Origin of the sequence: Zestosphaera sp., from assembly GCA_038727705.1 — an archaeon.
GTDB lineage: Archaea > Thermoproteota > Thermoprotei_A > Sulfolobales > NBVN01 > Zestomicrobium.
Window position 1 is genome coordinate 630,498 of sequence record JAVYVJ010000001.1, and the last position, 25,541, is coordinate 656,038.

The following is a 25,541-nucleotide window of genomic DNA, read 5'->3' on the forward strand; positions in this document are numbered from 1 at the left end:
GTGTACTGTTTCTTAGAGTTTAAGAGGCTGAAGTAAGCCATGTATTGCAGAGTAAAAATAGCTGTCTTCGATATGGATGGTGTTCTGGTTAAGTGGAGATCCTCTTGGAGAGCCCTTCACGAGTACTTCGGATCTATAAACATAGTTAATGAGAGTAGAGACGCCGAGAAATTTCTCAAGGGGGAACTATCTTATGAGGAGTGGATGAGAAGGGATCTTGAAGCCATAATAAAGTTTCTAGGCAGACCTCCAAGCAGAGACGAGATAGTTAGAGCCCTCACTAGATATGAGTTAACAGAAGGTGCAACGGAATTGATAGATTTCCTAAAATCGGCTAATGTCATCACAGCGATATTAAGTGGTGGAGTGGACGTACTTGCCGAGATGGTCGGCAATAGACTAGGTATAGACATAATACTTGCCAACAAGCTGGTCTTTGATAAGAACAATCATTTAGCTCCCTATGGAATAGAGGTGGTCAACCCTCTCAAGAAAGGGGGTGTCCTAAGGAAGCTCTCAGAAGATCTCAGAATACCACTTAGTGACTTCATGTACGTCGGTGATTCTGAATGGGATTTCGAAGCCTTGAACGTCGTGGGGCTTCCAGTGCTTCTTAGTCATGGCGACGTGCTGTTGCCAGAGGGAACAAGTTACATAATGCTTAACACACTCCATGATCTTAAGAAGTTACTGAACGCATGTTTTCGGCGATGAATTCCTCTACAGGTTCAGATGTTTATAGTGATGTACTCACGTAGACCGTAAGATATACCTGATTATTTCCTCCCGCAGAACGCTCAAGAACATTTGAGAGGCCTCCTCAGGACTTCCGGAACTTCCCAGCACCAATTCGAATGATGTTACTACCCTGTCTTTGAATGCCTCATCACTTATGTGAATTCCAGAAATCAGCTCTTGAACGAGGTGTTTGAACTCGTTGTGAGCCCTCTCCGCCTGAAGAGGCAACCCTAGATTCTTTGAGTAGAAGTATATGAATGTTGTCAGAGTCAGGTCGATCATGTGCGAGAAATCGACATATATCAACATTCTCTTGAGCGAGTCGCTGAAACGAGTTGTAATATACTTTACATAATTTCTTGCAGCGCTTAGTAGTGTAGATACGTTTCTCCTATCCACGGAGGTGCTTAACGCCTTCACATAATCGATTATATTCTTTCTAACGTCTGCCGAACCTGTAGGAAGATCTACGGACTCGACAAACTCCCGTAGTCTGCTCATGGTTTCTGCGAGAAAATTCCATTCAGGAACGTTACCTTTCGTGAGAACTGTCATGACCCTGAATATAGGAGATAATAACAGAACATAGTTATGTAGCGTCCTCTCAATAATGTTCGTTATCTCCTGTCCTTCACTCATGAACTTATACAGGAAGACGAATCGTTCGATGTCCCCCTTAACCAACTCGTTTATAATTATTTCCGTAACAACACCGTCGATCGTTGTGATTTTTATTCTCGTTTCATTGCTTTTTTCCAAGACCTTAACTTGGGATAAGGATATTTTTCTAGACTCGCCGACCGCCTCCTTCTTCTCCAGAACAAGCGCTGTATCAGTCACCCGCACCAAACACTTATATTCCAATCCGTTTTCGAAACACCTAGTCGACATACCTAAGACCCCCTCTTCATATACACGACGCCTTCACGAACCTCTATGTCGGTTCTACTCATTAACAGAATCCACAGCAACTGGATAGAGACTTCTGTAGTGAATGGCAGTTCGTTAATATTCACCGTACCTCTCCTAGAGAGCTCGTACATGATGTAATCACCAAAGAGCTTCAGGTGCTCGGCGAGATTATTTAGGATGGTTAACCTCTCTAAGACCAAGGTGACGTTTTCAAGCACGCTAGGCATCTCTGTAAGGAGTTCATTAAACCCCCTCGTCAAGCTGTCCGGCGTTACAATACTTTCTTTACTTACCTTAGACCTAATTAAGTCTACATGTCTTCTCAATCGGCTCAAAAGTAGTTCCTCTACATCTATTTTTTCTCCGTACATCGATTTTATCTTCATGCCTACTTTATTTATATCGGAGTAAAGACTGTTGCATAGATCGTTTGTAACGTTGAGTAAGTTAGTGTAGGTGGCCGCATATGTTCTTAAGTACGAGATCACTTCGGGCTCGCTGATTATTTCCGGTACGTCCGCTAATATATGACGCATTTTCTCAATTAGCAATGCTGAGTCAAGATCCCTCAATGGCTTCCTACTCAACTTGCCTAACATATCATTTAGTAAACTTCCAAGTTTCACTAACCCGCTGTGGATTGTTCTCAGCTTGGGTAGTGTGAAATCCACCAAGCTGCTGTACATGGCCAACATAGAATTCGTGTCTCTCACCATAGCCGAGCTTGAAAAGCAATTAACGCTTTCCATTCCATTTATCCTCAGTGAGATAGGGCCGAATTGCTCAGCAACGGTCATGTACGTGTTTAGAATTAAACCCTTAAGCCTTGAACAACTGTCTCTCAACAAGCCGGATACAGCCCCTATGTATGACAGGATGTCTGTGACAGAGCGTGCGCTTTGTACGCCTGGTAATTTCTCCCGCAAATACTCGCTGCTGTAGGGTGTTGCGGTGATCAAAGCTATAGACTTTGATAGAGTGTTTAAGGATTTGTCAAATAACTCTAGCATGTTTGTTGAGACCTTGTCTATGTCACGCTTTATAGACTCCATAGCATTGTGGAGGGCCTGGAACTTGGCTGTGGATATCAGTCTCCTTGACAGCTCGAGTTTCGAGCTACCCGCCGCATACTCGAGTTCGGCTATAACGCTTCTGATAGGTTCTAATTCTTCCTCACTCCATAAGCCACTGCTCTTCATTACGTCGTAAACTTGCTTCAGTGCATCTATCTCACGTGTCAGTCTATCTAAGATCGACATCAGATATTTTTTCTCCTTTACTACCACCTTCACGTAGTATGAAGACATTGTCAGGAAGGAGGTTATAACTCCGGCCAGGATAACTGAGGCCGTATTTAGCTCTAGATAGCTGTAGAACGGCTCAGACCTCAAAACCGACATGCTTAAGTAGAAGGAACCCACAAAACCTAGGAGAGGTAGCAGATGACTCATCACCACAGCAAGAATGTTGCTCACCTCCCCACCTGGCGTAGTTCGCGTAATTATGGAGATGAACGAAGCTATAGTGAAACTAGCTATCACTGCCAAGATCAAATTAGTTAACTCTGCCGCTGTCACTACAAGCATGTGAGGAACTATCGTCACGTCTGGGACTAGATAGTAGACACCTACAAATGGTAGGAAGGCGAAGCAGATGCTCATAACGTCTGACAAGTAGACCTTAAAGCTCCTAGATGCAAGGGTTGCTAACGCAGGTATCCAGATGAGCATGTAAGCACTAACCTCCACACCGGGGAGCTCGTCCATGAGCAGCATAGCTAGGAAGAAGAATATCGGCAGGTGTGTGGATAACTCCCAGAAACTAAGCTTGGTTGCAAGGTTCCACGCAATCACAGTGATCATCAGCAATGTCGTCAGTATTATGTATAAACCTCCTATCGGTGGAAGTCTGGCGGAAGAGAAGGAGAAAGCAACGTTGACTATCACTATGTAGCTTACGAATAGAGAGGAAAACGATAAAGCGTCGTATCTCGGACTATCTTTAGGGTAAAGTAGCGGTGCAATGAGAGTTATGACTATTAAGGATCCAGTCAGCGGTATTCCTATAGGGTCTTGCATGACTCTTAATGCATGACTGGTCAGCAGTATCCAAGATGAGATTACCAGCGAAACTAGGAAAGTTCTTAGCTTCATGCCTCTAAATATAGGGTAGTTTGTCATTGCGAGCCCCTCTCCACCTCTGATAGGAATTCCCTAGTCAATCTGATGGCAGGCAAGATGGTCTTAAGGTTCCTCTCTTCTCCACTAAGAACTTCGGTAATTCGCCATATATCACTAGCGAGGATGCCTATCAGCTCCTGACTGCTTTCAGCTAGAAACATACGCACATAATCCGTATCAGACTGTTTAGGGATGAACACCTTATGTATAGTCCAGCCACATGCCTTAATCATGTCAGTAATACTTACTTCGTTAAGGAGCTCTGCGTTACCCTCTAGATATGCATACCCCAAATCCCCTGTGAAGACGGCCCCCCAAGTGAGGAACTTAGCCAGACTGGAAGCCCCGGCTATATTCCTTATCAATAAGGAAGCGTCGTTGATACTGAATAGAGAAATGAAATACACGTGCCTAGTCTCCCTGGTGTCCGCCAGTATGATGTCCCTACCTATAATGTCCCTACCTATATTTTCCGAGTAGAGCCTTAGGGCCCACCTCACCAAGTCCTCTAACACGTCGCTGTAAAAATACTTGCGTAACCTATCTATCCTCAGTACACTCACTCTATTAACTAATCTCTCTTTCAACGTCTTCGCCAGGAAGGTAATTAAGTTAAACTTATCTACAAGACTTAGATCGTTCTCCACCAGAATTAACGCCTCCGCTCTACCAGTGCTACCTTTAAACGCTCTAAACTTCTCAAGTATCCTGTAATTGATGAAGAAATCCTCCGTGTGCGCCCTGAGTAGGAGAAATAACTCGCCAACGTCGTCAGTCAGTAGTGAGGAAAAGACGGACTCAGCATCCGATACGGTGTCAGTAACTTTATCCTGGAAGCTTACCCAGGCTGTGTAGCGATATGGAAGCCTGGAAGACCCAAGAACTAAATAAGTGTTCGGCTTGACAAACTTTACGGATCTCTCGCGATTCTCCTCTTTAGCTTTGATTATGGCATAGCCCTTATTCACTAGAGGATCTATAAGCAGATCTGCGAAAGGAGTGTCTACAATCACTGCCAGCTTACTGTAGTCTATAAAGTCTAAAGAGCTTAAGAAACCCTCAAACACGTATAAAGACCAGAGGCTCATCAAAACCCACCAGTCATCTCTAAATGTATTATTGTACTTACTCCACTATAAATCTTAACCCTATGTGAGGACTTTGGGATCCCTCCACATTCGACCAAGATTAACTCACATAAATCTACTTGACTACCTCTGCGATGAATCTGCCGTCCTCATATATTAACTCTCCATCAGCAAACACTTTACCTCTTCTCATATCCTTTATCAGGTCCCAATGTATCGACGATTTGTTGATTCCTCCTGTCTTTAGGTATGAAGCGCCTAAGGCCATGTGTGTCGTTCCTCCGATCTTCTCGTCGAACAGTATCTCTTTGGTAAACCTAGTTATGTCGTAGTTCAGGCCGAAAGCTACTTCACCTAACCTCCTTGCACCCTCGTCAGTTTCAAGCATTTTCCGAAGGAGTTCACCACCGACTTCAGCATCAGCCTTCACGACCTCACCCCTCTGGAAAACTAGTCTAGCATTCCTTACTTCAACCCCCCTCCATACTGCTGGAAAGTCAAACCTGATGAAGCCCTCTGTGAAATCTTCGTGAGGTCCTGTGAAGACCTCGCCTCCGGGCATGTTATTCCTTCCGTCATCATTGATCCAAACCCTCCCACCAACATTGAGCAGTATGTCTGTATCATCACTCAGTATCCTTAACTCAGAAACTTTGCTCAAAACCTCTGCAACTCTCTGCTGAAGGCTTGCCTGCGACACCCAGGCGCTGACCGGATCCTCCGCGTGGAGCTTGAGAGATCTGAAAACAAAGTCCTCGTACTCGAGTGGGGACATGTTGGCCTCCTGAGCCATAGCCCTCGTAGGATACGCAGTGACAACCCACCTTAGAAGACCTTCGCTATCTCTCCTCATGAATATCTCGCTCAGCTTACGCATGGCCTGAGCCCTTATTTTGATTCTCTCAGGATCGACGCTTACTAGGTGCTTCGAATGCGTCGATGAAAGCACGGAGATCCTTACATCAACGTTCTCACTCATGAACTCGTCTATCCTAGACTGAAACCTGAGGAGCTCCTCTGGCGCGTGTCTGTAGAATATTTCATTGAGGATCTCATCGTTTAGGCTCCACCTCGGGTAACCACCCTTCACCACTACCTCCCTCCATATCTCACGCACTAGCGGGTATGCTTCATAAGTGGAAATCACGAGAACCTCATCACCTGCTTTAACGTTAGTGCAGTACTCAGTAATTAATTTAGCAAGTTTGTTTAACACTATTATACCACCGACTGATATGTGGTGTAGAGGATTAAATAAGAAATTGTCATAGGAACGTGAACCTGCCACAATGCTTATTGGGCATGATTAGTCTTAAAAAAGAGTGAAACAAAAAATGTTTTAATTTTAAAACTCGGTTAGAGCCAACCACGGAGTTTCATGGCCTTGTAAACCCTCTCAACGGCTAGAACGAATGCAGCGTCACGCATTGTTACCTTTCTATCCTTTCTCTCAGCCTTTAGCTTCTCCCATCTATCTGCAGTCCTCTTGAAGTTGCCCCTCATTATCAGGGCTAGCCTAGTTCTGGTTTCTTCCTCATCCCAGAAATACCACTGCAGGTTCTCAACCCACTCTAGGTAGGACATTATTACGCCTCCGGCATTAGCCAAGATGTCAGGCACCACGGCTATGAAATCCTTCCTATCATAGAGTACCTTCTCGGCCTCAGGGGTTGTGGGTCCGTTGGCCGCCTCAACGATTAGTCTTGCCTTCACCTTGTTGACGTTCTCACCCGTTATAACGTTCTCGATAGCCGCTGGTATTAATATGTCAGCATCTACATACAGTGATGCATCAGGATCGCTTAATTTCTCACCACCTGGGTAGTTAATGATTTTACCGGTCTCGTTCTTAACCTTTATGGCGGTGTCTACGTTCAATCCGTTAGGATCATAGACAGTGCCTGAAGTATCACTCACCGCGACTACCTTAGCACCGTAGTGTTTAGCCCAGTAAGCCGCGTACTGACCTGCGTTTCCGAAGCCGTGAATGGAAATTACCCTGTTCTCAAGCCCGCCTAACCACGCCTCTGCTGCTGCCTTAGCAGCGATTACGGTGCCGAAGCCTGTTGAATACATTCTAACCGGATTGCCCCACAGTTCTGGAGGCTTCGCGGTAAATACCCCAGGAACATTATACCCTTTCAGCTTACTGTATTCGTCGATCATCCACATCATTATCTGCGGGTTTGTGCCGACGTCAGGTGCTGGAATATCTACAAGGTCGCCTATCAGGGGAGCTATAGCTCTAGCGTAGCCTCGACTTAACTGCTCAAGCTCGCGTAGAGATAGTTTCTTAGGGTCAACCTTAACTGCACCCTTACCGCCTCCATAGGGTATCCCGGCCAGCGAATTCTTCAAAGTCATACCAAGAGCCAACGCCATGTCACTTTCTAGGGTAACTTCGGGATGGAATCTTATACCACCCTTGTACGGGCCTAATGCGTTATTATGCTGAACTCTGTAACCCTCGAAGAGGGTTAAACTGCCGTTATCCATCCTGACTGGAATCTTGACCATCAAGACCCTGTCAGGTTTGCTCATGTAATCGTAGACCTCGTGAGGTAATCCAGCTAGCTCGATCGACTCCTTCAAAACTCTTAACATCCACTCAAGGTAAGACACTCATGTCACCACATGTTAATATTTAAACATGACTTTATATATTTGAGCTGTGTATAAAAACATGCACACTTTTTTAAACAGCGTGCCACCGCATTAACCCAAAACTTAAAGTTGACGTGGTCCCAACGTTGACTTCGCATATAATGATTCACTTTATTAGGGTAAATGACTTATGTTTGTATGATGGTTATGGAGGGCTGTAAGGACAGGCTGGGCATAATGAGCTATGTTATGAAGTTAGCTTACGAGAAAAACCTCATCAACCTGCTGGGGGGTAACGCTAGCATTAGGTGTGGTGAAGGTTTCTTCATAACGCCCTCCCAAGTGCCTAAAAACTCCCTCAGCATAGAGGACTTCGTCTTCATAAGGCTGGGCGATAACCAGGTAATAAGTAGCTCAAGTAGAAGGCCCTCAATAGAGTGGAGGATGCACAAAGCCGTGTACGTCGCCAGACCTGAGGCTTACGCAATACTCCACACACATAATCCATACACCATCGCCCTCTACGACGCTGGACTAAGAGTAGACGTCACTAAGTTCGTAGAAGCATACTCGATCGGCGAGTGTGTTGAGACAGTTCCTTACAAGCCTGCAGGCTCTCTAGAGTTAGCTAACTCGACGGCAGAGGCGTTGAGAAGATGCAGGGTCGCAGTACTCTTAAACCACGGTGTCATCTCAGCATGTAAGGATCTCTACAGTTGTCTCGACGCGCTGGAAGCACTTGAAGACCTCAGCAAGATAACATTAGTACAGCACCTGCTGAAACTGTTAAGCCGCGCTGAACCTGGCTCAGGACGTCTCCCACCTTAAGTTATGGCAGTTATTTATTAACCTCCAAGAACTGATAGTGAAGAGATGTCTGGAGAATGTTTAAGTTAGGTAATCTTAATCTTTTGCTTTACTTCATAGTCGCCTTCGCTTTTTCGTGGATATTTTGGATACCTCAAGTCCTGGTTGCGAGAGGAATATTGCTGACGCCGTCAATCATCACAGACTTCCTGTTAGGTCCTTTTAATCCGGCAGCCTTCGGCCCCCTCGTCTCAGCATTCTCTCTAACCTATCTGAATGAGGGAGTGAGTGGATTGAAGTCCCTACTTAAGAGAGGGCTGGACTGTAACTTCAGGAAGGTATGGTTTATCCCTATTTTCCTCCTTTTTCCGGTAATGACAGGCAGCGCTCTTCTGCTAACAATGCTTGCTGGTGAAACACCGCCTGAATTGACTACCTCCTACGATCTCTTCACGGTCGCCATGATCTTTACCTACATATTCTTCCTAGGAGGACCCTTTCAGGAGGAGTGGGGCTGGAGAGGGTATGCGTTAGATAGGCTTCAAGAAAGGTGGAGTGCCCTCACCTCAAGTATTTTGCTCGGACTTATGTGGGGCTCTGGCACCTACCGCTGTTCTTCATGCCCGGGACTATACAGTCTCAAACCCCATTCTGGGGTTTCATGAGCTTGATAATCTGTGGTTCGCTGCTGTTCACCTGGATCTATAACAATACCGGCGGTAGTATCTTAGCTGTAATGCTCTTCCACACTATGAATAACCTATCTCTCGTAATCTTCCCAACGCTTAGAACTGCGTCAGGCGGTCTCTACCTGCTAATCCTCAACGTAGTTACTGCAGCAATAGTGTTATCAGTATGGGGTCCTAAAAAGTTAGCTCACACAAATCAAAGGTACCTCAGCATCTGAAGACTGTGCCGAAACTATGGTCACGAAGTCATGCCTCTTTAAAGCGATTAACCAAGCCTTTGACAGCCTCCCAATGTTTTTATACCTTCGGAGAACATATACAGGGTGTCTTAAGTTGAAGTTGGGTCTCAATACGAACGTGTATATCGATTATCCCCTTCACGAGGTAATAAGGAGAGCTTCAGCGATGGGTTATGAGGGAGTTGACGTAGCGCGTACCCATCTGTGCGGGAGGTATAGGGAGGTAAGCGAGGAAGATCTGGTCAGGGCTAAGGGGGCTTCCACCTACTATGGGATCTCTATATACAACATTCAAGGAAGTTGGGGTCCATTCCTTGATGTCGAATTCGCTAAGAGTAGAATAGAGTTAGCGAGGAAGCTAGATTGCCCTGTAGTTAACCTAGGTGCTGGACTCCCCTACGGACCTAGTGATGACTTTGACGACGTGTTGAAGAAAACCATCACCCTCCTTGGTGAACTCCGTGATAACGCTAAGAGTTACGGAATCGAGGTTGCTGTAGAGCCTGAGGTCAGGCCTTACTTGTCCCCGCAGACCCCCATAATTAACCGCTACCAAACTTACGAAATAATTCTAAAGGAGTTGCCCGGGGTTTGGCTGGTTTTAGACGTTGAGCACGCGATAGTGAATCATGAAAACCCTAACTACGTGATAAGGAAGTACAAGGATTATATAAGGGTGATACATCTCAGCGATACGATAGACGGACTTCACCTTCACTTAGTACCTGGGAGGGGAGAGCTCGACTTTTACTCCATCCTCGGAAGCCTCATAGATGTGGATTATAGAGGATTCATCTCTATGGAAATATATCCACACTATAGAGAACCGGATAAAGCAGCCTACGAAAGCATAATTTATACCCAAAGAGTTATTATGGAGTTAAGCGGGAAAGCGTGAGACAAGGTTTATGAAGTTTAGTGAAACGGATGAGGTCTCTCAGTTTTTATTAAAGCCGGGATCCCAACTTCTAGATGTAACTGGCTAATCCTATTAGGAGTAGGATCACTATAGCCACTGAAGTCACTGCCTGCACTAAATAGTTAACCTTCATGCTGACCCTACTTAGCATCTCTGAAACTATTCTACCCCCGTCTGTTATAAAGAGAGGTGCGGCGTTTATTAGTGCTAGCGAAAAGTTTACCACGAAGACCCAATTAAGGTACGTCAGTGTGGTAATGACGTGATCTGGGGTGGTTGACGAAATCAGCTCTCTTAAATACACGCCTAGCTTAGATCCTGCAGGCTTATACATTGCGTAGTTGTCAATAATCCCCGTCCCCACTGCCTTATACCCCTCTACAATACATTTCTCTACTTTCAACTCAATGATCAAGCTATGATTATAGAACTCGCTGAGCAGGGAGGTGAAGGCGTTGAGACTTGAGATCTTAGTTCCGTTTACCTCAAGAATTATGGAAGGCGTCGATATGTTAGTTTGAACAGCGGGGAGGGTTGGGTTGCTTCTGTCAAGGTCTATTATGACCGGCACCACAACCACTTGCTGAGATAGAATACCGATAAAGCCAACGCAGAGAAGTGTTAGTAGTGAATTCCCCAGGATCCCTGCGCTGAGTACTGAAATCCTAGACCTTCTGGGGACTTCGTTGAAGGAAGTCTCGGAGGGCCTGACGTATGCTACGGGGAATATGGCAAAGATCCCCACACCCCAAGAATCTATCTTAACACCCTCAATGAAAGCGGCTATAGCGTGCATTAACTCGTGAGCACCCACAGCAACGCCTATCGACAGGAGCAGGGGGATCAGCATGTCGACGCCTACAGTGACGCCAGGTATCACTGGCACGAAAGGCGATGTAGGGGTCCCGCCAGACGAAATCGCTGCAAATATGCCTTTTAAGGAGCTAGCCAAAATTAAGTAGAGGTAGGCTACCAAGAATGCCATGTTGAATATCCCGGCTATGAAGATGACGTATCTTACAGGCTTTCTACCGAAGGACGCTACCTTGTGCAATCTGGAGGCATCGCCCAAGTCTATCATCACAGTTAGGAAATCTACATTAACGCCGTGCCTGCTCAAGGTCTCACGCAGGCTCCTCTTAACCCTAACAACAAGGTAGATCAACGCCTCAACTAGCAGTAGGACGACTATGTAGATGTACGGCTCGCTCATCAGCCTGACCTAATAACACTGTCTTTAAGAGTATATTAGCTTTTAATAAGACGCCTCCTTAATGATTTTAGGTATGAAAAATGTGTGTGAAGGAGATAACGTGTAGAGCCAGGCAAACCACTTTAGGAGGGTTATTGATCTTCATAGTGTTGATAGCGTTGTCGTTGATGTTAGGAGTCTACGGATTGTATATAGAGAGAACCTCAACCAATACCTCCCCGTCCAACACATCACCCATAACCACCGAAAGTCAGGTAATGACGAACGCGACGACATCCACTCCCATAACTGCACCCACCAACACGACGACGGAACATCCATATCAACCTGCATAGCATCGGAGTCACGTAGCATCACGACACCATAAAATCTCTCGTCATTCACCGCGGGAAGAAGGGCCGGTTGACCAGCATTTATTAAGTATCTTTAGCCCTGGTTCTCTGATTAAGTCTACATAGTACTCTAGATTTACCATGAAGTCTCTCAGCATCCTTATAGGGACTACGAGAGTGCCCTCGAGAGGTCCTCTAATAACCTCGGTCAATGTCACGAGCGTCGGTATAAACCATTTAGCCTTACGTATTATCCCGTAGTTTTTGGAGAGAACATCGCATTCGTTAATCAAATACCTACACTTGAGAGCATGCACGCTGGCCACATACTTTAACTTCCCTTTCTTGCCGTAGCCGGGGGACCAGTGTTTGCAATCCACGATTAGACCGGCACCCGATAATAGGTTAACAGCTATCACATCATATTCATATCTCCTCAGTGTAGTTCTTAACCCTCTGAGACCCTCCAGCCCTGAGAGTTTGGCGTACTCAAGAACCAACTCCTCGAAATCCCTCCAATTGAGGAGGCTTGACACCTCATATATATCGGCTCCTGCCTCAAGGGCTCTGAAAGCCAATGGAAGAAGTGATTTAAAGCAGATTCCTCCGTCAACACCCTTGTATGTAGCTTCGAGCACTGAAGCGTCCTCCGGGGCTACACGGTCACGTGTGTGTTCGCTGCTTATGCATCTGCCGGACGATGCTTCACGCATTAACGTGATCCACAGATGGGCTTCGCGATCACGCAGAGGAAATCCCCTAATCCATTACGTGGTAGTCAGCTTTAAGCCGCTCTTCACTGCTCAGAGTTCACCTCCCACATCATCCAAGATTAACACTCTACAACAAATATTATTTTTATACCTTAATACAGCATATCTGACAGGGAGTAGGTGCAGGTATTCAGAGAGGCGTTCACAAGCATCTCTAAGTTCCTGACGTACTCGTTAAGCGAGCTGTCGCTAGAGGACATAGAGAAGTTCATTAATAAGCTTGTCAGCATCTACTACGACTCTAAGAAAATCCTGGTTCTAGGAGCAGGTAGGTCGGGATTGGTGGGCAAGGCCTTCGCCATGAGGCTCTCCCACCTCGGGTTCAACGTTTACGTCTTCGGAGAGACCATAAACCCGCCCATTAACCCGGGGGATGCGTTGATGGCCATATCGGGTTCCGGCAGAACTAGGTTAGTAGTCACCGCGGCGGAAGTCGCTAAAACGTTAGGCGCTATAGTCATTAGCATAACAACATACCCGGACTCCCCGTTGGGGAGGATGTCGGATGTGGTAATTAGAGTTCCCGGTAGAACTAAAATAAGCGGTGAGGACGACTATAACATTAGACAACTTAAAGGTATCTACGAACCGCTGGCCCCGCTGGGAACACTGTTTGAGATAACGACGTTGGTTATGCTGGATGCCGTGACTGCAGAACTGATGGCAAGACTTGGAAAGACCGAGGAAGATCTTAAACTGAGACACGCCAACATAGAGTAGGGACCCTTCTTGCGTATGTCCAGCTATTCTGATGCTTTATGCCTAATAAACGACGCTATAGACTCATATAATAGGTTTAAGAGGAACGGCAGGATTAATGACTTAAAGCACGCCTTATCAAACCTGCTCAGGAGTTACATCTTACTTTCGAGTGGTCACTACCTACCGGACTTGGATATAACGAATCTGGCCTCAATAGCCCTTGACGAGGGTCTCATAAACGGGGAACTGTATGCAGAAATAGTTTCTTCCAACCTAGTTCTCAACGGATACTTAACAGGAAGTCTGAGCGTCGTTGAAGAAACGTTTAACACGGTACTTAAGGAGCTATCTAAATATGACCCGTACATAAATCAGCAAATGTTACTATTCAGGTATTAGGGGTTATGATATGACCAGGGAGTTCAAGGAGGTTAGCGGAAAATGGATTACCTTAGTGACGTTAATCTACTACCTGGAAGGAGGTGTCTACGAGTTGGTTGAAGATTACGGATGCGTTAGACCAAGAGTGGAGGTGAGGCAGGGTTTCGGAAGCTATGTAATCGAATACTGTTGCGAGGAGTTGAAGGAAGTTCCTAAGGAGCTCCTAATTCTGGATGAGGCTAGGGAGAAGAACCTTGTGAGCAGTTACAAGGCCAATGTCTGCAGAAACGGAGTTGATGTTACATCGATACTTAACGACGTGATTAACTCGGTCGTCAAGGAATCGGTTAACCTATTACTTCCGTACTCCACGTTAACACGTCAGTCCGGCATAGAGCACTTGTTTGTCATCTTGAACGACGGTAAAGGATACTTGATTGAAGGTGAGAGGAACAGAGCGTATGTTCCTTTAACTAACATGATCATTAGCATGCACACACATCCGGATAACTGCATTCCCTCGCCGCATGATGTGAGGGCGTTGACCCATATATTAATGGGTAGGGGGTTTGGTGGGGGGATTGTGGCAAGTGACTGCCACTTCGCTATAATGAGGGTAGGACCTTTCTTGGAGGAGGACATGATGGAGCTCATAAAATTCAAGAACGCTTTAAGGGAAATGCGTTTAGACCGCCTTAACTACTATCTAGGGAGGGGCGGTATAGGCACTAATCTACGCATTTACACGAATTATGTTGGCATATCGCAGACAAGGTCCTAATCAGATCTACGAACGCGTTGGCTGAGTTGTTTTCCTTATAGGTTCTTAGTAGCTTCAGGAGTGTTTCCATTGAAGACTGTCGGAGATCGCAACACCCCCGGATATGGTGATTCCTCATGATTAGGGAGGAGAAGACCCTGCAGACATTGCATGAGAACCCCGTAAACCCGGATTCAAAATCGACTATCCTGATTCTCTGGAGTTCGTCGATTATGACGTGTTTCTTAAGGATATTTAGCTCCTTGTGCGTCACCCCCTTCACATCAAGGTAGCGTGAGGCAGCTAGAACCCTGACGCAGAGTAACATAAGATCTTCACACCTGGTCACGCGATTAACTAATTCCCCCAGTCTGACCCCCCTTATCAACTCCATTACTATGAATTCATCATCGCAGAAATGCACCTTAGGAGCTATGGGGTACGCCCTCTTCATCAAGGAGCACTCATTAATCAGGGAATCACGTTTAGAGTCAGTTCTAAGCACTTTAACAGCGGCTAGATCAAGGCCTCTGAACTCAGCTGCGAAAACTACTGAGGAATGCCCCCTACCTAAGACGTTTAGACCACCCACTGTGTAATCCCCCAAATCACGGCATCCATTATACCCCAGCAACTCTAGCTTAGCAAGCCTCCTTTCAATGATGTCCCTCTTAACATTGGGAAAACTCAGTAATTCATGACACTCTGAAACCACGTCTGCCAACCCACTATCCTAAGTGTGTTTCGAATAGATAAAGACTAGAATGATATTCCGTGGACGATAATGCTAGTGGCGTGGCTCCCTTCGTGACTCGGTTTCCCTAACGACCCGGAGTTCAAGGCCGTCCTCCACTCGGTGACCTGTGAACGTCGGCGTCAGGAGTTAGGTTGCTTCCTTCCGGACCTGGCCAACTTCCCCCTGCAGAGGTGGTTGACGTCCCTCCTCCAAGGGACGCTCCACCACCGCCGACCCCACAGGGCGAGCTTCATCGCAAACCTTGAAGAGGTCGTCAGGGATTCCAGGCCACGAAGGGTTACTGGCCCCGCCTTACGCCTTCGGTCCAGGAGGCGGCGACCCTCCCAGCCCTACCCACGCCAAACTAGTAAACCTCTCAAGGTTTTTATCTTTTACAGTGAATCACGAATTGATGGACCATCCTGAAGAGTAGGAGGTTGAGTCATCTGTGTTCTATGGAAATCTCCTGAACAAACATGGCCGGATTTCTATGGCAGGCCACCTACTAGGAGATTTGAGGTTCTCGAGTCCTCTATTTATAGAGGACTAACCTTTAGGTATGTTTAGCTTTGCAACCCCGTTCTTTATTTTTACCTCGTAGCTGTTTGCCTTAACGGGACCGGGCAACATTATAAGTTTCCGTACGTTTCGTCCCCTGTATTTAAAGAGCAACTCAATCTTGGATGTATTTATGCGCCTTACTATCAGCGAGTGCGGGTCATTGTCTGATACTTCAACCAGTATCTTAACGTGGTCAGAGTATTCCCTGACCTCAATCAATGGTTCCTGAGTTAAGTGCCTTCCGGCATGTTCGAAAGCTCCTAAATCCCTATTGCCTTCCGGCATTTCCTTCCTTCCTTCTTCGACCACCCTTCTCACTCCTCACATTAGCGAGGCAAGTTCTACAGTATCCGGCACGTATGAAACCTTTTTATAGAATCGTTGCGTAGCGCTTGAGCCCTCAGGCCACACCATAAGGTGATTCCTTGGAAGTCCCTGGAGTGTCATGCATTGCATCCCGCAATCACCGACTCATAGTTGGGGTGGGAGCTTATAAATACGTGGTATGACATTTATTTCCTACTTGCGGGATCTTTTAGTAGGTGCGGGATTGTGAGGACTTCGCTACTCAATATCTTGACTAAGATCGAGGGAGAAGTTAGGTGTGATGAGTTAAGCGAGTTGGTGGGACTTAGCAGGAGCACTACTAGGAGATACATGAGGGAATTACTTGACGAGGGCTACGTGATTGAGAGGTCCAGAAACGTATTCATATTGACTGATAAGGGGAGGGCGGTTAGGGAGTCGCTTCAGAGGGTCTTAAAGAATGCTGACGACGAGAGGGCTTACGTGGTAACCGATCCCAGCACGGGCACTCCACTAAACCTCAAGATTAAGAGTCTGAGGCAACTCTATGCGGTCATCAAGTACGGACTTGCTCCTGAGGATGTGATAAGGGAACACTTAAGGAGAGGGTATATCTCGGGTTGGGTTAGGGATGTGCTGGAAGATGAAGAGCTGGCCCGTAAATTGAGTGTTAGTGACTTGGACGAAGTGATTAGAATACTCAGGGAGTTAACTAGCCTAACTGAGCAAGCTCTAAAGTAGCGTGATTTTATCCAACGTGGGGCTCTATGAGTGGAGATGTGCTCGAGTACAGCTTAATTACTGAACACGATGTTACCCTTTTCAGGGAGGGCACTCACTTCAAGATCTACGAGAAACTAGGCGCCCATCCCCTAGTCATTGATGGTGCTTCGGGAGCCTACTTCGCTGTGTGGGCACCTAACGCGACAGAGGTTTATGTAGTCGGTGACTTTAACGAATGGAGACCTAATTCACACAGGCTAATTCCTCGCAAGGATGGCTCTGGAATTTGGGAGGGTTTCATCAAGGGGGTTAGGATAGGCTCTAGATATAAGTACTACGTGGTTTCTAGAAACGGTGAGTACAGGGTATTTAAGGGCGACCCGTACGCGTACTTATGGGAGAAGCCCCCCAAGACGGCTTCAGTAATCTGGGACTTGAGTTACGAGTGGAGAGACGATGAGTGGTTACGCAGTAGGAAGGCTAGGAATTCATATGAAGCTCCTGTATCCATATATGAAGTTCACTTAGGTTCCTGGCGAAGGAGACCTGACGAAGGTAATAGATTCCTGTCTTACCGTGAGTTAGCGGATGAGCTGTGTGAATACTTAGTTGACATGAGTTATACGCATGTGGAGTTCCTACCTGTAATGGAGCATCCCTTCTATGGTTCTTGGGGTTATCAGGTAACGGGTTACTACGCACCAACGAGCAGGTATGGGAAACCACAAGACTTCATGTACTTAGTTGATAAACTGCATAGACATGGCATTGGAGTGGTGCTTGATTGGGTTCCCTCCCACTTCGCTACGGACGAGCACGGACTGGTGTTCTTCGATGGGACCTGCTTATACGAGTATGAGGACTGGAGGAAAAGAATTCACCCGGACTGGGGTAGCCACGTGTTCGACTACAGTAAAGGTGAAGTGAGGTCCTTCTTGATAAGTAACGCATTGTTTTGGATCGAGAAGTATCACGTCGATGGTCTAAGGATGGATGCTGTAGCATCGATGCTTTATCTAGATTACTCAAGGAAGCCCGGTGAGTGGACTCCTAACCCCCTCGGCGGCAGGGAAAACTTGGAGGCCGTGGACTTCGTGAGAACCTTCAATAAGGTTGTACACAGATACTGCCCAGGCGTTCTGACTATAGCTGAGGAGTCCAGCGCGTGGCCTAAGGTATCGAGACCAGTGGAGAACGGTGGATTGGGGTTCGACATGAAGTGGAATATGGGATGGATGCATGATACGCTCTACTACATGTCTAAGGATCCCATATACCGTAAGTATCATCACGACATACTGACCTTCAACGTGTGGTATGTATTCTATGAGAACTTCATCAACCCACTATCGCATGATGAGGTGGTTCACGGCAAGAAGTCTCTGGTACGTAAGATGCCAGGTGATGACTGGCAGAAGTTCGCCAACCTGAGGCTCCTCTATGGGTATATGTATGCACATCCTGGGAAGAAGATGCTTTTCATGGGCAATGAAATAGCCCAGTGGGATGAGTGGGACCATGAGAGAGGTGTTGACTGGCACCTTCTTAAGCACCCAGAACACAGAGGCGTTCAGGCTTGGGTGAGAGACCTGAACTTAGTGTATGTGAGGGAGTCAGCCCTTCATGAACTGGACTTCAGCCATGAAGGCTTCGAGTGGGTTGACTTCAGGGATAGGGAGCAGAGCGTCATAGCCTTCCTCAGGAAGGGCTCAAGCGGTGACTTAATGCTGGTGGTCCTCAACTTCACTCCTGTCGTCAGATCAAGTTATCGAGTGGGTGTGCCGAGATCGGGCTTTTGGGAGGAACTACTGAATAGTGACCTAAGGACCTATGGGGGCTCAGGAGTAAGCAACGCCCCAGGCGTAATGTCCGAGAACATACCATATCATGAAAGACCTTACTCATTGGTGTTAACACTACCTCCGCTGGCGGCGGTTTTCCTTAAACATAGGGAGCGATATTAAGAATTCCAGCTAATCTAAGGCTTTTGATGTGATTCCTGTAATAAAAATAGGTGAAGGAGCTGTAATGATCACCTTCTCTCAAGAGAAGGTTTTAAGAGTGTCCTCAACACATTATTCGGTGTTTGGGTCGGCATGAGAAGATATGTGGTGATTCACGCGCACTTCTACCAACCATCTCGAGAGAATCCCTGGCTCTCAAGAGTGACTCAGGAGGCGAGTGCCCGCCCTTACCATGATTGGAACGAGAAGGTCATGGAGGAGTGCTACAGACCTAACGCGTTGATACCTATAGTGGATAAAGATGGATATGTAGTCGACGCTGTCAACAACTACTCTTGGTTGAGTTTTGATGTCGGCCCTACCTTATTGACGTGGCTTCGGGAGAACGCACTTGACGTCTACGAAGCCGTTGTGGAAGCGGACCACGTGAGCAGGGGAAGGTTCTCAGGCCATGGCTCTGCAATAGCCCAGGTCTACAATCACATGATAATGCCTCTTGCTAAGAGGGAGCTTAAGTACCTAGCTACCTACTGGGGTGTGGAAGCGTTTAGAGAAGCCTTTGGAAGATCTCCTGAGGGTATGTGGTTGCCTGAGACGGCGGTCGACGATGAAACTCTTGACGTCCTAGCAGAGTTGAGTATTAAATTCACGATTCTAGCACCTCATCAAGCCAGCATGGTGAGAACCCGGAGTGGTGAATGGGCGGATGTGAGTGGCGGGAGGATTAACGTCAGGATGCCTTACCTTTATAGAACCTCCTCAGGCAGGGCAATCACCCTCTTCTTCTACGACGCTCGACTTTCACATGGCGTGGCGTTCGGAGACTTGTTGTGTAACGGCGACACACTAGCTGAGAGCATAGCTAAGGCTTTCAGCGAAGAAGGTAAAAGAGAGTTAGTCGTCATAGCTACCGATGGGGAGACCTACGGACACCATAAAAGGCACGGGCATCTAGCGCTCGCATATGCCTTAAGAACTCTCACCGAGCAGGGAATCGCCAGAGTTACTAATTTCAGTGAGTTCTTGGAACTCAGTCCACCTGAGCATGAGGTTAGGATATTTGAGGGATCCTCATGGAGTTGCTCTCACGGGGTCGAGAGGTGGAGGAACGATTGCGGATGTAGGGTAGATACAAGCAGGGCATGGAGTCAGGAATGGAGGAAGCATCTTAGAGAAGCCATCGACTGGTTGAATAGCGTCTTGGTGAGCACATACTTTAATAAGGGGTCAGAGCTGTTTAAAGACCCATGGAGGGCTCTCCTAAACTACGTGAGCGTAGCGGGTAAGCCTGAGAGATTGCTTGTAGAGTATCTGAAAGATGTCTGCAAGACATCCCTCAGTGATAATGCTAAGGTCGAATCCCTCAAGTTATTGGAAATGATGAGACATGCGCTCCTCATGCAGTCCAGCGACGGTTGGTTCTTTGATGATATATCGAACATAGAGACTGTCCAGATAATGAAGCATGCTGCCAGAGCCATGGAGCTTGCGAAGGAGTTTACTGGGATTGATCTGGAGAATACCTTCCTAAGGTACGTTAGGAAGGCAAGGAGCAACGTGCCTGAACTGGTCAACGGGGAAAACATCTACAGAGAGTTAGTGAAGAATGCGAGCATCGATCACTACGACATATGTATACTTCACGCTGTACTTAGTCTAGTAGGTCTTCCTCTAGGAAAGGATGGGAGAAGAATCTTCGGCTATACAGTCAGCGACTTGATGAGTTTACCGATTACGTCAGGCATGTTTGACGCGGTGTTGGGGAAAGCTGTAGTCACTTCCTCAACTACCCTCGAACCCATTGAATGTGCCTACTACGCGCACATGGCAGATGATCACACAATACTGGGGGCCTCAGGCCCTTCCAGAAGGGTGGACCTGGGATCCTTAAATCACGAGGTTCTTGAGCATGTCAAGGTGCAGGATTCAAAGGGCCTCAGGGGGGTTCTATCTCTTCACTTCACTAAAGTGGAGGACGTGCTTATGATCGATCTCCTGGCTGGGATGAAGAACGTCTCTCATAGAACGCGCCTCCTCAACTACATAACGGAACTTCTCACGCTCCAGACCTCAAAAGAGCTCAGCGAATTACTTAACACTATGTTACACGACCCTATTAGGCTCTATGGTGTGCTGTCCCTAAGCAAGGAGATGCGCGTGAAGATGTCCGACATCTTGAGCAGGCTTGATGAGAAGCTCTCTGAGCAACTAATTAGTCTGGCCAGAAAGCAATTCAACTTGAGTGACTTAACAAGGATTGCGTTAAGCATCTTAATAGTTAAGGAGTTGGCGAAGGATTTGGAGGGCCTTAGAGGTTTATGGAGGACGAGAGCCTCCTTATGCGTGCTGATCAAGGAGCGTGGGACTGAGGTTAGGAGTATGTGTAGAGAAGGTATTGAGGGCATGTGCGTTGGCATGCGGATGCTTGAAGATCTGGGTAGTATCCTTAACCTGAGGTGTGGCTAGGTCGATTATACGCCGGTTACGGACCGATTACATATAAAACACTTAGCTGTGGAGTTCCTCACACGCTTATCAAACCTGTGTACGAAAGTATCATCAATGACAGGAAGGATGTTATGCTAATCAGTATGTTGTCATCTATTGGGTTGAATTCGTAGTGCTCTATGAACGACGAGAGGGCTGCTACGGGAATTCCCCACAGGCCTATGAAGTAGTAGCCTATTGGGAGGCAGACTAGGAACATGGCGAAGTTGCCCCACCAGGATTTAGTTCTTCTCCTGTAGATGAGGTTTCTGACCACCCCTGTCGCGGCATCACCAAAAGACATAAAGAGAACGGGGATCAGGCCGTAGACAGGCGTTGAGAAGACTAGCCAAGATAACAGCAGGATGGTCCCCCAAGCTACGCAGAAGTTGACCTCATACATGTTCTCCCTCACCTGAAACCACGGCATCAATCTACCGGTCTTGTGCGGTAGCCAGGTGACTAGAGCTAGAACTAGAGCCAGTACGAAGGGTATGGTTGGTGAGGTGAAGAGGAACGGGACCAGGAGCGCCACGAGACCTCCCGCCAGGATGTGAATTATCTTCCTGTTGAAATAAACCGCGACATTATGTTGAAGCCCCTTCTTAGTCATGAGGTTGTATGTGTACTTAGTGCCATAGACTACCATCAACACATATATGAAGAGGATGCAAGCATACAGCAACTCCGCCGTTAAGTTGATGGGGGTTAGCACGTTCAGGTATATGCCTGTGTTCATTCTCTAATACCTCCAACATGCATGAGACTAGAGAACTATTCAATACCTAGCTTTTATATTTCACTCATACACACCATATGGGTGTCGATGTGACTTCCTGCAGGCAACATGAGTCAGGGATTGAGGGAGTTTCATGTTGCTGGGCTATCTGCTGATAGTAATTGCGTCCATTCTGTGGAGTCTGAGCCCAGCGATTATAAGCAGATTTAGCAGACGCATAAGACCGGTAACCTTTACAGGGCTAAGGGCTTCCATAGCTTCGGCCACGCTACTCATTCTCTTCTTAGTCAGGGGTGCGGGAATAGATAGCTTGAGTTACGTTGCGATAGCTGTGGTTACGTTGTCAGCCATCATAGGGCCGGGAGTCGGCGACGTCTTGTACACAAAGTCGATTCAAGCGCTAGGCGGCTTCCTAGCCGTGGTACTCGGCTACACCTACATATTCATAGCTCAGGCGATCGCTGTGTTCTTCCTGGGAGAACTCGCTAAAGCTACGCTGGTGTTCGGCAGTCTTCTCGCATTCGTTGGAGTGGTGATTGCTGTGCAGGGAGGTATAAATCGGGAAAGGCCCCTCAACATAAAGGCGAGGGGCGTGGCATATGCCGTGATGGCTTCAGTCAGCTGGGGTGTGTCCGCCTCCCTGATTAAAGTCGCTCTAAATTTCGCTGATGAGTTAACACTAACGCTGTTAAGACTGTCAACAATAGCTATTGTCTTCCTACCAGCGGGACTCCTGAGCGAAGGAGTGCCACTGAAGGGGGATTTAAAACTACTACTGCTGATAGCCACAATCACGGCAACTCTTGACTGGACCTTAGGAATGTATATCTTTGTATGTTCTATAGGCATCATCGGGGTTTCAGCAACCGCTGTGGTCACCGCCCTCACACCGGTGCTCTCTACAATCACCACCAGACTGATAGCACGAGAGAAGCCTTTATTAACGAACATCACAGGAGCCCTCCTTACGTCGGCAGGCATAATAGTTACCGCTCTCTGAACCTTCACTGGACTGACTACCACAGCGACACCGTCTTGACGCCTTCCCTGAGCATCCTACGTAATTGAATTCTGAAATACGTGTAAGCGGACGCGAGGAAAGCTAGGGGATAGACGATGGAGAGCGCAATGAGAGTTACTTCAGGTATAACTGGTGTTGAGAGTCCCAGAGAATGCCTCAGGAGTTCCGCTGGATAGCTGAAGGGGGTCAGCAACGCTATCTGCCTCATGACGGATGGTAGATTAGCTAAGGGTGTGACGCCCCCTGTAGCTACCGGGAGGATCCAGGAGATGAACTCGACCACCGCACCTGAAGTGCCTGACGCCATTAAAGTAGCACCAAGTATCAGGGCGTAGCTGAAAAGCACGACCATCAATGAGAAAATACTTAGAGTAAGTAACGCCGCGTTAACCACGCTTAAAGCAGGCGGGGCGGCAAGAAATGAGAGCATCATGTACGTTATTGTCAGGGAGAGGGCCAGCCACGTGAGAGTTACTGGCACTATACCCACGTAGAGCACGAACATACTAGATCCGCTAACAATTACGTTCTCTAGAACACCCCTAAATAACGCATCCCTCAACTCCCATCCCCAATCCCAAGTACTTGCCGAGTAGGCCTGGAAGATGGCCACACCGACAAACATGTGGGATGAGATTAGTTCGGCAGAGGTGGTAGGATCCCTGAAGAGAGTCATAGGGAGCATTATGACAGCCAACCATGTGGCCATCGAGATGAGCCCTATGAAGAATCCTCTACTCCTCAGCAACTCTGCCTTAACGTAGCTCTCAAAGACCACTTTAGCTGAGCTGATGAAACTCCATACATTGAGTCTCAAGTCTTGACACCCTCTCTCAACTTCTTCCTCTCCAGGAATCTAGCGCTGCCGTATGATGGCGGACCGTAAAGGAGGGTCAATGCAGTACCGACTCCTAGCAGAGGTAGAAGCACTGTCATTTCAGGAATTCTATCACTTACTAGCGTGAGGAGCGTTGCATCCACTACATGCGATGAGGGAAGGAGGTAGGAGATCGCTTGAACTATGGGCGGCATCACGAACCTCGGGTAGTAGACCCCCAAAAGAATCATCATAATGGGTCTCACTATGTTGAGCAATCTCCAAGACTCCCCAACCATGGTGGGCAGTCCGCAAGCCAAGAGTATCGCGAAGGTCGAGAGGAGTAGCCCAGCTAAAGCGGCTAGGCACATCAAGGTAAGCGAAATCGCAAGACCTGTAAAACCTGTGAAGTACACATATAAGGGGACAATACTGGTGAGTCCGAGAACCACTGACAGCATTAAGCGAGGTACAGGTATTATGAGAAGCCTTAAGAACCAGGGCGTAGGACTTGAGAGTATGTAGGGAAGCGTACCTATATTGTCGTCGTAGATGGGACTCCACAGTACATCATCCACTATACCCAGTATCACGAGGAAGTTAAAGGATGCTGTCATGAAGAAAAGTAGCGGATTGACGCCGACTCTTGCTTCGAAATACTCTACAGATCCTACAGAGGAGCCTATGAAGACTATGAAGAAGGTCATTATGTAGGGGTACGCGATGTACGTGAACAAGACCTGCTTCCTCCTCAACAACTCACCATACACAAGCAACATCTCCGATCTAACCAGGGCGACCACGTTCAACCTGCCTCGCCCCTAGTGAGGTATATAAAGACATCTTCAAGCGTGGGTTCAATCACCTTAAGAGAGCTCATGAAGAGGTTACTTGCCACGACTAGCTTAACTATCTTGTCCAGCGATTCCTCAGTCGACCTAACGTTGAACCTAACCTCAATGAAGTCCTCGTCAAGCCCTTCCATGGAGATGTTGCCCACAGCTATTTCACTCAGTCTTCCTAGGAAGGAATTCAGATTACCAACCCCTCCTCTGATCTGAAGAACCACAGTCCTTACATCACTTATCTTGCTCTTTAGTTCCTCCGGAGTGCCTGTAGCCACCACAACTCCTTTGTTGATCAGGAGTATCCTGTCACAGACTAGCTCAGCCTCGAACATGTTGTGAGTGGTATATATGACTGCCTTACCCTCTCTAGAGGCCAGGGACTTAACTAGCTCCCTGACCTTTCTAGCGCTAGCCGGATCGAGCCCTAAGGTAGGCTCATCAAGTAGGAGGACAGGTGGATCCTTCAGAAGTGCTCTTGCCAGCGCCAGCCTGGCTTTCATACCTGTTGAGTACTCCTCATAGAGCTTGTCCTCAGCTTCCAGTTCCTTTAAGCCAACAAGCTCAAGCATCCCATCAACCCTCCTCGCGAGTTCCGCCCCGCTCAGTCCGTAGAGAGAGCCAAAGTAAACAAGGTTCTCTCTACCGGTCAGCTTACCATAGAACCCCTTCTCAACACTAAGCATTACCCCTATCCTTCTTCTCACGGAGGGGGCTTCCCTAACTACGTCAAAGCCCTCCACAGTAACTCTTCCGGAGTCCGGGAGTAGAAGTGTGGATATTATCTTAATCGTGGTCGTTTTGCCAGCGCCGTTAGGTCCGAGAAGCCCTACAACCTCACCATAGCCCACGCTGAAGGTAATGCCCTTCAGAGCCTCAACCACTAAGACCTCACTGCGCAGGAGCCCACTTCTCTTCCTGCTTACGTACTTCTTCATCAAGCCGGAAGCCACGACAGCTTCTCTAACCAAAAACAAGCCACCCTACTTCATATTCAGATTATGT

The 25,541-nt window shown here is 47.3% G+C and carries 26 protein-coding genes and 1 other RNA gene; 13 read left to right on the plus strand and 14 right to left on the minus strand.

Going from position 1 to position 25,541, the window contains the following annotated elements:
* Positions 1-39: 39 nt before the first annotated feature.
* A complete protein-coding gene (locus tag QW772_03465; GenBank protein MEM0037962.1) occupies positions 40-714 on the plus strand; it encodes an HAD-IB family phosphatase in 675 nt (224 codons plus the stop codon).
* A gap of 36 nt (positions 715-750) precedes the next feature.
* Here the strand turns inward: QW772_03465 and QW772_03470 are convergent, their stop codons facing one another.
* The 5 genes from QW772_03470 to QW772_03490 form a co-directional block, all read right to left on the minus strand.
* The gene (locus tag QW772_03470; GenBank protein ID MEM0037963.1) at positions 751-1,578 is read right to left on the minus strand and encodes a hypothetical protein; all 828 of its coding nucleotides are present in this window, start codon (positions 1,576-1,578) and stop codon (positions 751-753) included.
* A 53-nt stretch (positions 1,579-1,631) separates the two neighbouring features.
* Positions 1,632-3,803 (minus strand): hypothetical protein, encoded by a 2,172-nt coding sequence (locus QW772_03475; GenBank protein MEM0037964.1) that lies wholly within the window; start codon positions 3,801-3,803, stop codon positions 1,632-1,634.
* Between the two features lie 23 nt (positions 3,804-3,826).
* The gene (locus QW772_03480) at positions 3,827-4,918 is read right to left on the minus strand and encodes a hypothetical protein (protein ID MEM0037965.1); all 1,092 of its coding nucleotides are present in this window, start codon (positions 4,916-4,918) and stop codon (positions 3,827-3,829) included.
* 115 nt (positions 4,919-5,033) lie between these two features.
* Entirely contained in the window at positions 5,034-6,134 is a 1,101-nt protein-coding gene (locus QW772_03485) for an aminopeptidase (GenBank protein ID MEM0037966.1), read from the minus strand.
* A 140-nt stretch (positions 6,135-6,274) separates the two neighbouring features.
* On the minus strand, positions 6,275-7,540 hold the full coding sequence (locus tag QW772_03490; GenBank protein ID MEM0037967.1) for a Glu/Leu/Phe/Val dehydrogenase: 1,266 nt from the start codon (positions 7,538-7,540) through the stop codon (positions 6,275-6,277).
* Positions 7,541-7,720: 180 nt separating this feature from the next.
* Here QW772_03490 and QW772_03495 point away from each other — a divergent pair, with 180 nt between their 5' ends.
* The 4 genes from QW772_03495 to QW772_03510 all read left to right on the plus strand — a co-directional run bounded on the left by QW772_03495 (position 7,721) and on the right by QW772_03510 (position 10,155).
* Complete coding sequence (locus tag QW772_03495; protein ID MEM0037968.1) at positions 7,721-8,350, plus strand: class II aldolase/adducin family protein; 630 nt, start codon at positions 7,721-7,723, stop codon at positions 8,348-8,350.
* A gap of 83 nt (positions 8,351-8,433) precedes the next feature.
* Positions 8,434-8,994, plus strand: coding sequence for a hypothetical protein (locus QW772_03500; GenBank protein MEM0037969.1), 561 nt, complete (start codon positions 8,434-8,436; stop codon positions 8,992-8,994).
* A complete protein-coding gene (locus QW772_03505) occupies positions 8,949-9,236 on the plus strand; it encodes a hypothetical protein (GenBank protein ID MEM0037970.1) in 288 nt (95 codons plus the stop codon). The genes QW772_03500 and QW772_03505 overlap by 46 nt, the downstream gene beginning before the upstream one ends.
* A 115-nt stretch (positions 9,237-9,351) precedes the next feature.
* Entirely contained in the window at positions 9,352-10,155 is an 804-nt protein-coding gene (locus QW772_03510; protein MEM0037971.1) for a sugar phosphate isomerase/epimerase, read from the plus strand.
* Between the two features lie 70 nt (positions 10,156-10,225).
* Here QW772_03510 and QW772_03515 read toward each other — a convergent pair whose 3' ends face one another.
* On the minus strand, positions 10,226-11,389 hold the full coding sequence (locus tag QW772_03515) for a site-2 protease family protein (protein ID MEM0037972.1): 1,164 nt from the start codon (positions 11,387-11,389) through the stop codon (positions 10,226-10,228).
* Positions 11,390-11,469: 80 nt separating this feature from the next.
* Here QW772_03515 and QW772_03520 point away from each other — a divergent pair, with 80 nt between their 5' ends.
* A complete protein-coding gene (locus tag QW772_03520; protein MEM0037973.1) occupies positions 11,470-11,724 on the plus strand; it encodes a hypothetical protein in 255 nt (84 codons plus the stop codon).
* Between the two features lie 41 nt (positions 11,725-11,765).
* On the opposite strand, the gene QW772_03525 is transcribed toward QW772_03520, so the two are convergent.
* The gene (locus tag QW772_03525) at positions 11,766-12,434 is read right to left on the minus strand and encodes a hypothetical protein (GenBank protein ID MEM0037974.1); all 669 of its coding nucleotides are present in this window, start codon (positions 12,432-12,434) and stop codon (positions 11,766-11,768) included.
* A 180-nt stretch (positions 12,435-12,614) separates the two neighbouring features.
* Here QW772_03525 and hxlB point away from each other — a divergent pair, with 180 nt between their 5' ends.
* From hxlB to QW772_03540, 3 genes are read left to right on the plus strand one after another with little or no spacing between them, the layout of a single operon-like run.
* Positions 12,615-13,214 carry a 6-phospho-3-hexuloisomerase gene (gene hxlB, locus QW772_03530; protein MEM0037975.1) on the plus strand — a complete coding sequence of 200 codons (600 nt, stop codon included), beginning with the start codon at positions 12,615-12,617 and terminating at the stop codon, positions 13,212-13,214.
* A 15-nt stretch (positions 13,215-13,229) separates the two neighbouring features.
* Positions 13,230-13,595: a hypothetical protein gene (locus QW772_03535; protein ID MEM0037976.1), complete on the plus strand. Its 366-nt coding sequence runs from the start codon at positions 13,230-13,232 to the stop codon at positions 13,593-13,595.
* 10 nt (positions 13,596-13,605) lie between these two features.
* Positions 13,606-14,358 carry a hypothetical protein gene (locus QW772_03540; protein MEM0037977.1) on the plus strand — a complete coding sequence of 251 codons (753 nt, stop codon included), beginning with the start codon at positions 13,606-13,608 and terminating at the stop codon, positions 14,356-14,358.
* Here QW772_03540 and QW772_03545 read toward each other — a convergent pair.
* The 3 genes from QW772_03545 to QW772_03555 form a co-directional block, all read right to left on the minus strand.
* On the minus strand, positions 14,306-15,052 hold the full coding sequence (locus QW772_03545) for a protein kinase (GenBank protein MEM0037978.1): 747 nt from the start codon (positions 15,050-15,052) through the stop codon (positions 14,306-14,308). The genes QW772_03540 and QW772_03545 overlap by 53 nt on opposite strands.
* A gap of 77 nt (positions 15,053-15,129) precedes the next feature.
* Positions 15,130-15,434: signal recognition particle sRNA (ffs, locus tag QW772_03550), an RNA gene on the minus strand.
* Positions 15,435-15,619: 185 nt separating this feature from the next.
* Positions 15,620-15,943 (minus strand): hypothetical protein, encoded by a 324-nt coding sequence (locus QW772_03555; protein ID MEM0037979.1) that lies wholly within the window; start codon positions 15,941-15,943, stop codon positions 15,620-15,622.
* Positions 15,944-16,186: 243 nt separating this feature from the next.
* On the opposite strand from QW772_03555, the gene QW772_03560 reads away from it, so the two are divergent.
* The 3 genes from QW772_03560 to QW772_03570 all read left to right on the plus strand — a co-directional run bounded on the left by QW772_03560 (position 16,187) and on the right by QW772_03570 (position 21,093).
* Positions 16,187-16,681, plus strand: a complete 495-nt coding sequence (locus QW772_03560) for a winged helix-turn-helix transcriptional regulator (protein ID MEM0037980.1) — start codon at positions 16,187-16,189, stop codon at positions 16,679-16,681.
* Between the two features lie 26 nt (positions 16,682-16,707).
* A complete protein-coding gene (gene glgB, locus QW772_03565) occupies positions 16,708-18,627 on the plus strand; it encodes a 1,4-alpha-glucan branching protein GlgB (protein MEM0037981.1) in 1,920 nt (639 codons plus the stop codon).
* A 132-nt stretch (positions 18,628-18,759) separates the two neighbouring features.
* Complete coding sequence (locus QW772_03570) at positions 18,760-21,093, plus strand: DUF3536 domain-containing protein (protein MEM0037982.1); 2,334 nt, start codon at positions 18,760-18,762, stop codon at positions 21,091-21,093.
* A gap of 58 nt (positions 21,094-21,151) precedes the next feature.
* On the opposite strand, the gene QW772_03575 is transcribed toward QW772_03570, so the two are convergent.
* Positions 21,152-21,853 (minus strand): dolichol kinase, encoded by a 702-nt coding sequence (locus QW772_03575; protein MEM0037983.1) that lies wholly within the window; start codon positions 21,851-21,853, stop codon positions 21,152-21,154.
* Positions 21,854-21,986: 133 nt separating this feature from the next.
* Here QW772_03575 and QW772_03580 point away from each other — a divergent pair, with 133 nt between their 5' ends.
* The gene (locus QW772_03580) at positions 21,987-22,853 is read left to right on the plus strand and encodes a DMT family transporter (protein MEM0037984.1); all 867 of its coding nucleotides are present in this window, start codon (positions 21,987-21,989) and stop codon (positions 22,851-22,853) included.
* Between the two features lie 16 nt (positions 22,854-22,869).
* Here QW772_03580 and QW772_03585 read toward each other — a convergent pair whose 3' ends face one another.
* From QW772_03585 to QW772_03595, 3 genes are read right to left on the minus strand one after another with little or no spacing between them, the layout of a single operon-like run.
* The gene (locus QW772_03585; protein MEM0037985.1) at positions 22,870-23,691 is read right to left on the minus strand and encodes an ABC transporter permease; all 822 of its coding nucleotides are present in this window, start codon (positions 23,689-23,691) and stop codon (positions 22,870-22,872) included.
* Positions 23,688-24,500, minus strand: a complete 813-nt coding sequence (locus QW772_03590) for an ABC transporter permease (GenBank protein ID MEM0037986.1) — start codon at positions 24,498-24,500, stop codon at positions 23,688-23,690. The genes QW772_03585 and QW772_03590 overlap by 4 nt, the downstream gene beginning before the upstream one ends.
* Complete coding sequence (locus tag QW772_03595) at positions 24,497-25,507, minus strand: ABC transporter ATP-binding protein (protein MEM0037987.1); 1,011 nt, start codon at positions 25,505-25,507, stop codon at positions 24,497-24,499. The genes QW772_03590 and QW772_03595 overlap by 4 nt, the downstream gene beginning before the upstream one ends.
* Between the last annotated feature and the right edge of the window lie 34 nt (positions 25,508-25,541).

Coding starts and splice junctions, on each gene's coding strand:
- QW772_03465 (MEM0037962.1), top strand. CDS start 40: ATGTATTGCAGAGTAAAAATAGCTGTCTTCGATATGGATGGTGTTCTG.
- QW772_03475 (MEM0037964.1), bottom strand. CDS start 3,803: ATGAAGCTAAGAACTTTCCTAGTTTCGCTGGTAATCTCATCTTGGATA.
- QW772_03480 (MEM0037965.1), bottom strand. CDS start 4,918: ATGAGCCTCTGGTCTTTATACGTGTTTGAGGGTTTCTTAAGCTCTTTA.
- QW772_03495 (MEM0037968.1), top strand. CDS start 7,721: ATGATGGTTATGGAGGGCTGTAAGGACAGGCTGGGCATAATGAGCTAT.
- QW772_03505 (MEM0037970.1), top strand. CDS start 8,949: ATGCCCGGGACTATACAGTCTCAAACCCCATTCTGGGGTTTCATGAGC.
- QW772_03515 (MEM0037972.1), bottom strand. CDS start 11,389: ATGAGCGAGCCGTACATCTACATAGTCGTCCTACTGCTAGTTGAGGCG.
- QW772_03520 (MEM0037973.1), top strand. CDS start 11,470: ATGTGTGTGAAGGAGATAACGTGTAGAGCCAGGCAAACCACTTTAGGA.
- QW772_03525 (MEM0037974.1), bottom strand. CDS start 12,434: ATGCGTGAAGCATCGTCCGGCAGATGCATAAGCAGCGAACACACACGT.
- QW772_03535 (MEM0037976.1), top strand. CDS start 13,230: ATGTCCAGCTATTCTGATGCTTTATGCCTAATAAACGACGCTATAGAC.
- QW772_03540 (MEM0037977.1), top strand. CDS start 13,606: ATGACCAGGGAGTTCAAGGAGGTTAGCGGAAAATGGATTACCTTAGTG.
- glgB (MEM0037981.1), top strand. CDS start 16,708: ATGAGTGGAGATGTGCTCGAGTACAGCTTAATTACTGAACACGATGTT.
- QW772_03570 (MEM0037982.1), top strand. CDS start 18,760: ATGAGAAGATATGTGGTGATTCACGCGCACTTCTACCAACCATCTCGA.
- QW772_03575 (MEM0037983.1), bottom strand. CDS start 21,853: ATGAACACAGGCATATACCTGAACGTGCTAACCCCCATCAACTTAACG.
- QW772_03580 (MEM0037984.1), top strand. CDS start 21,987: ATGTTGCTGGGCTATCTGCTGATAGTAATTGCGTCCATTCTGTGGAGT.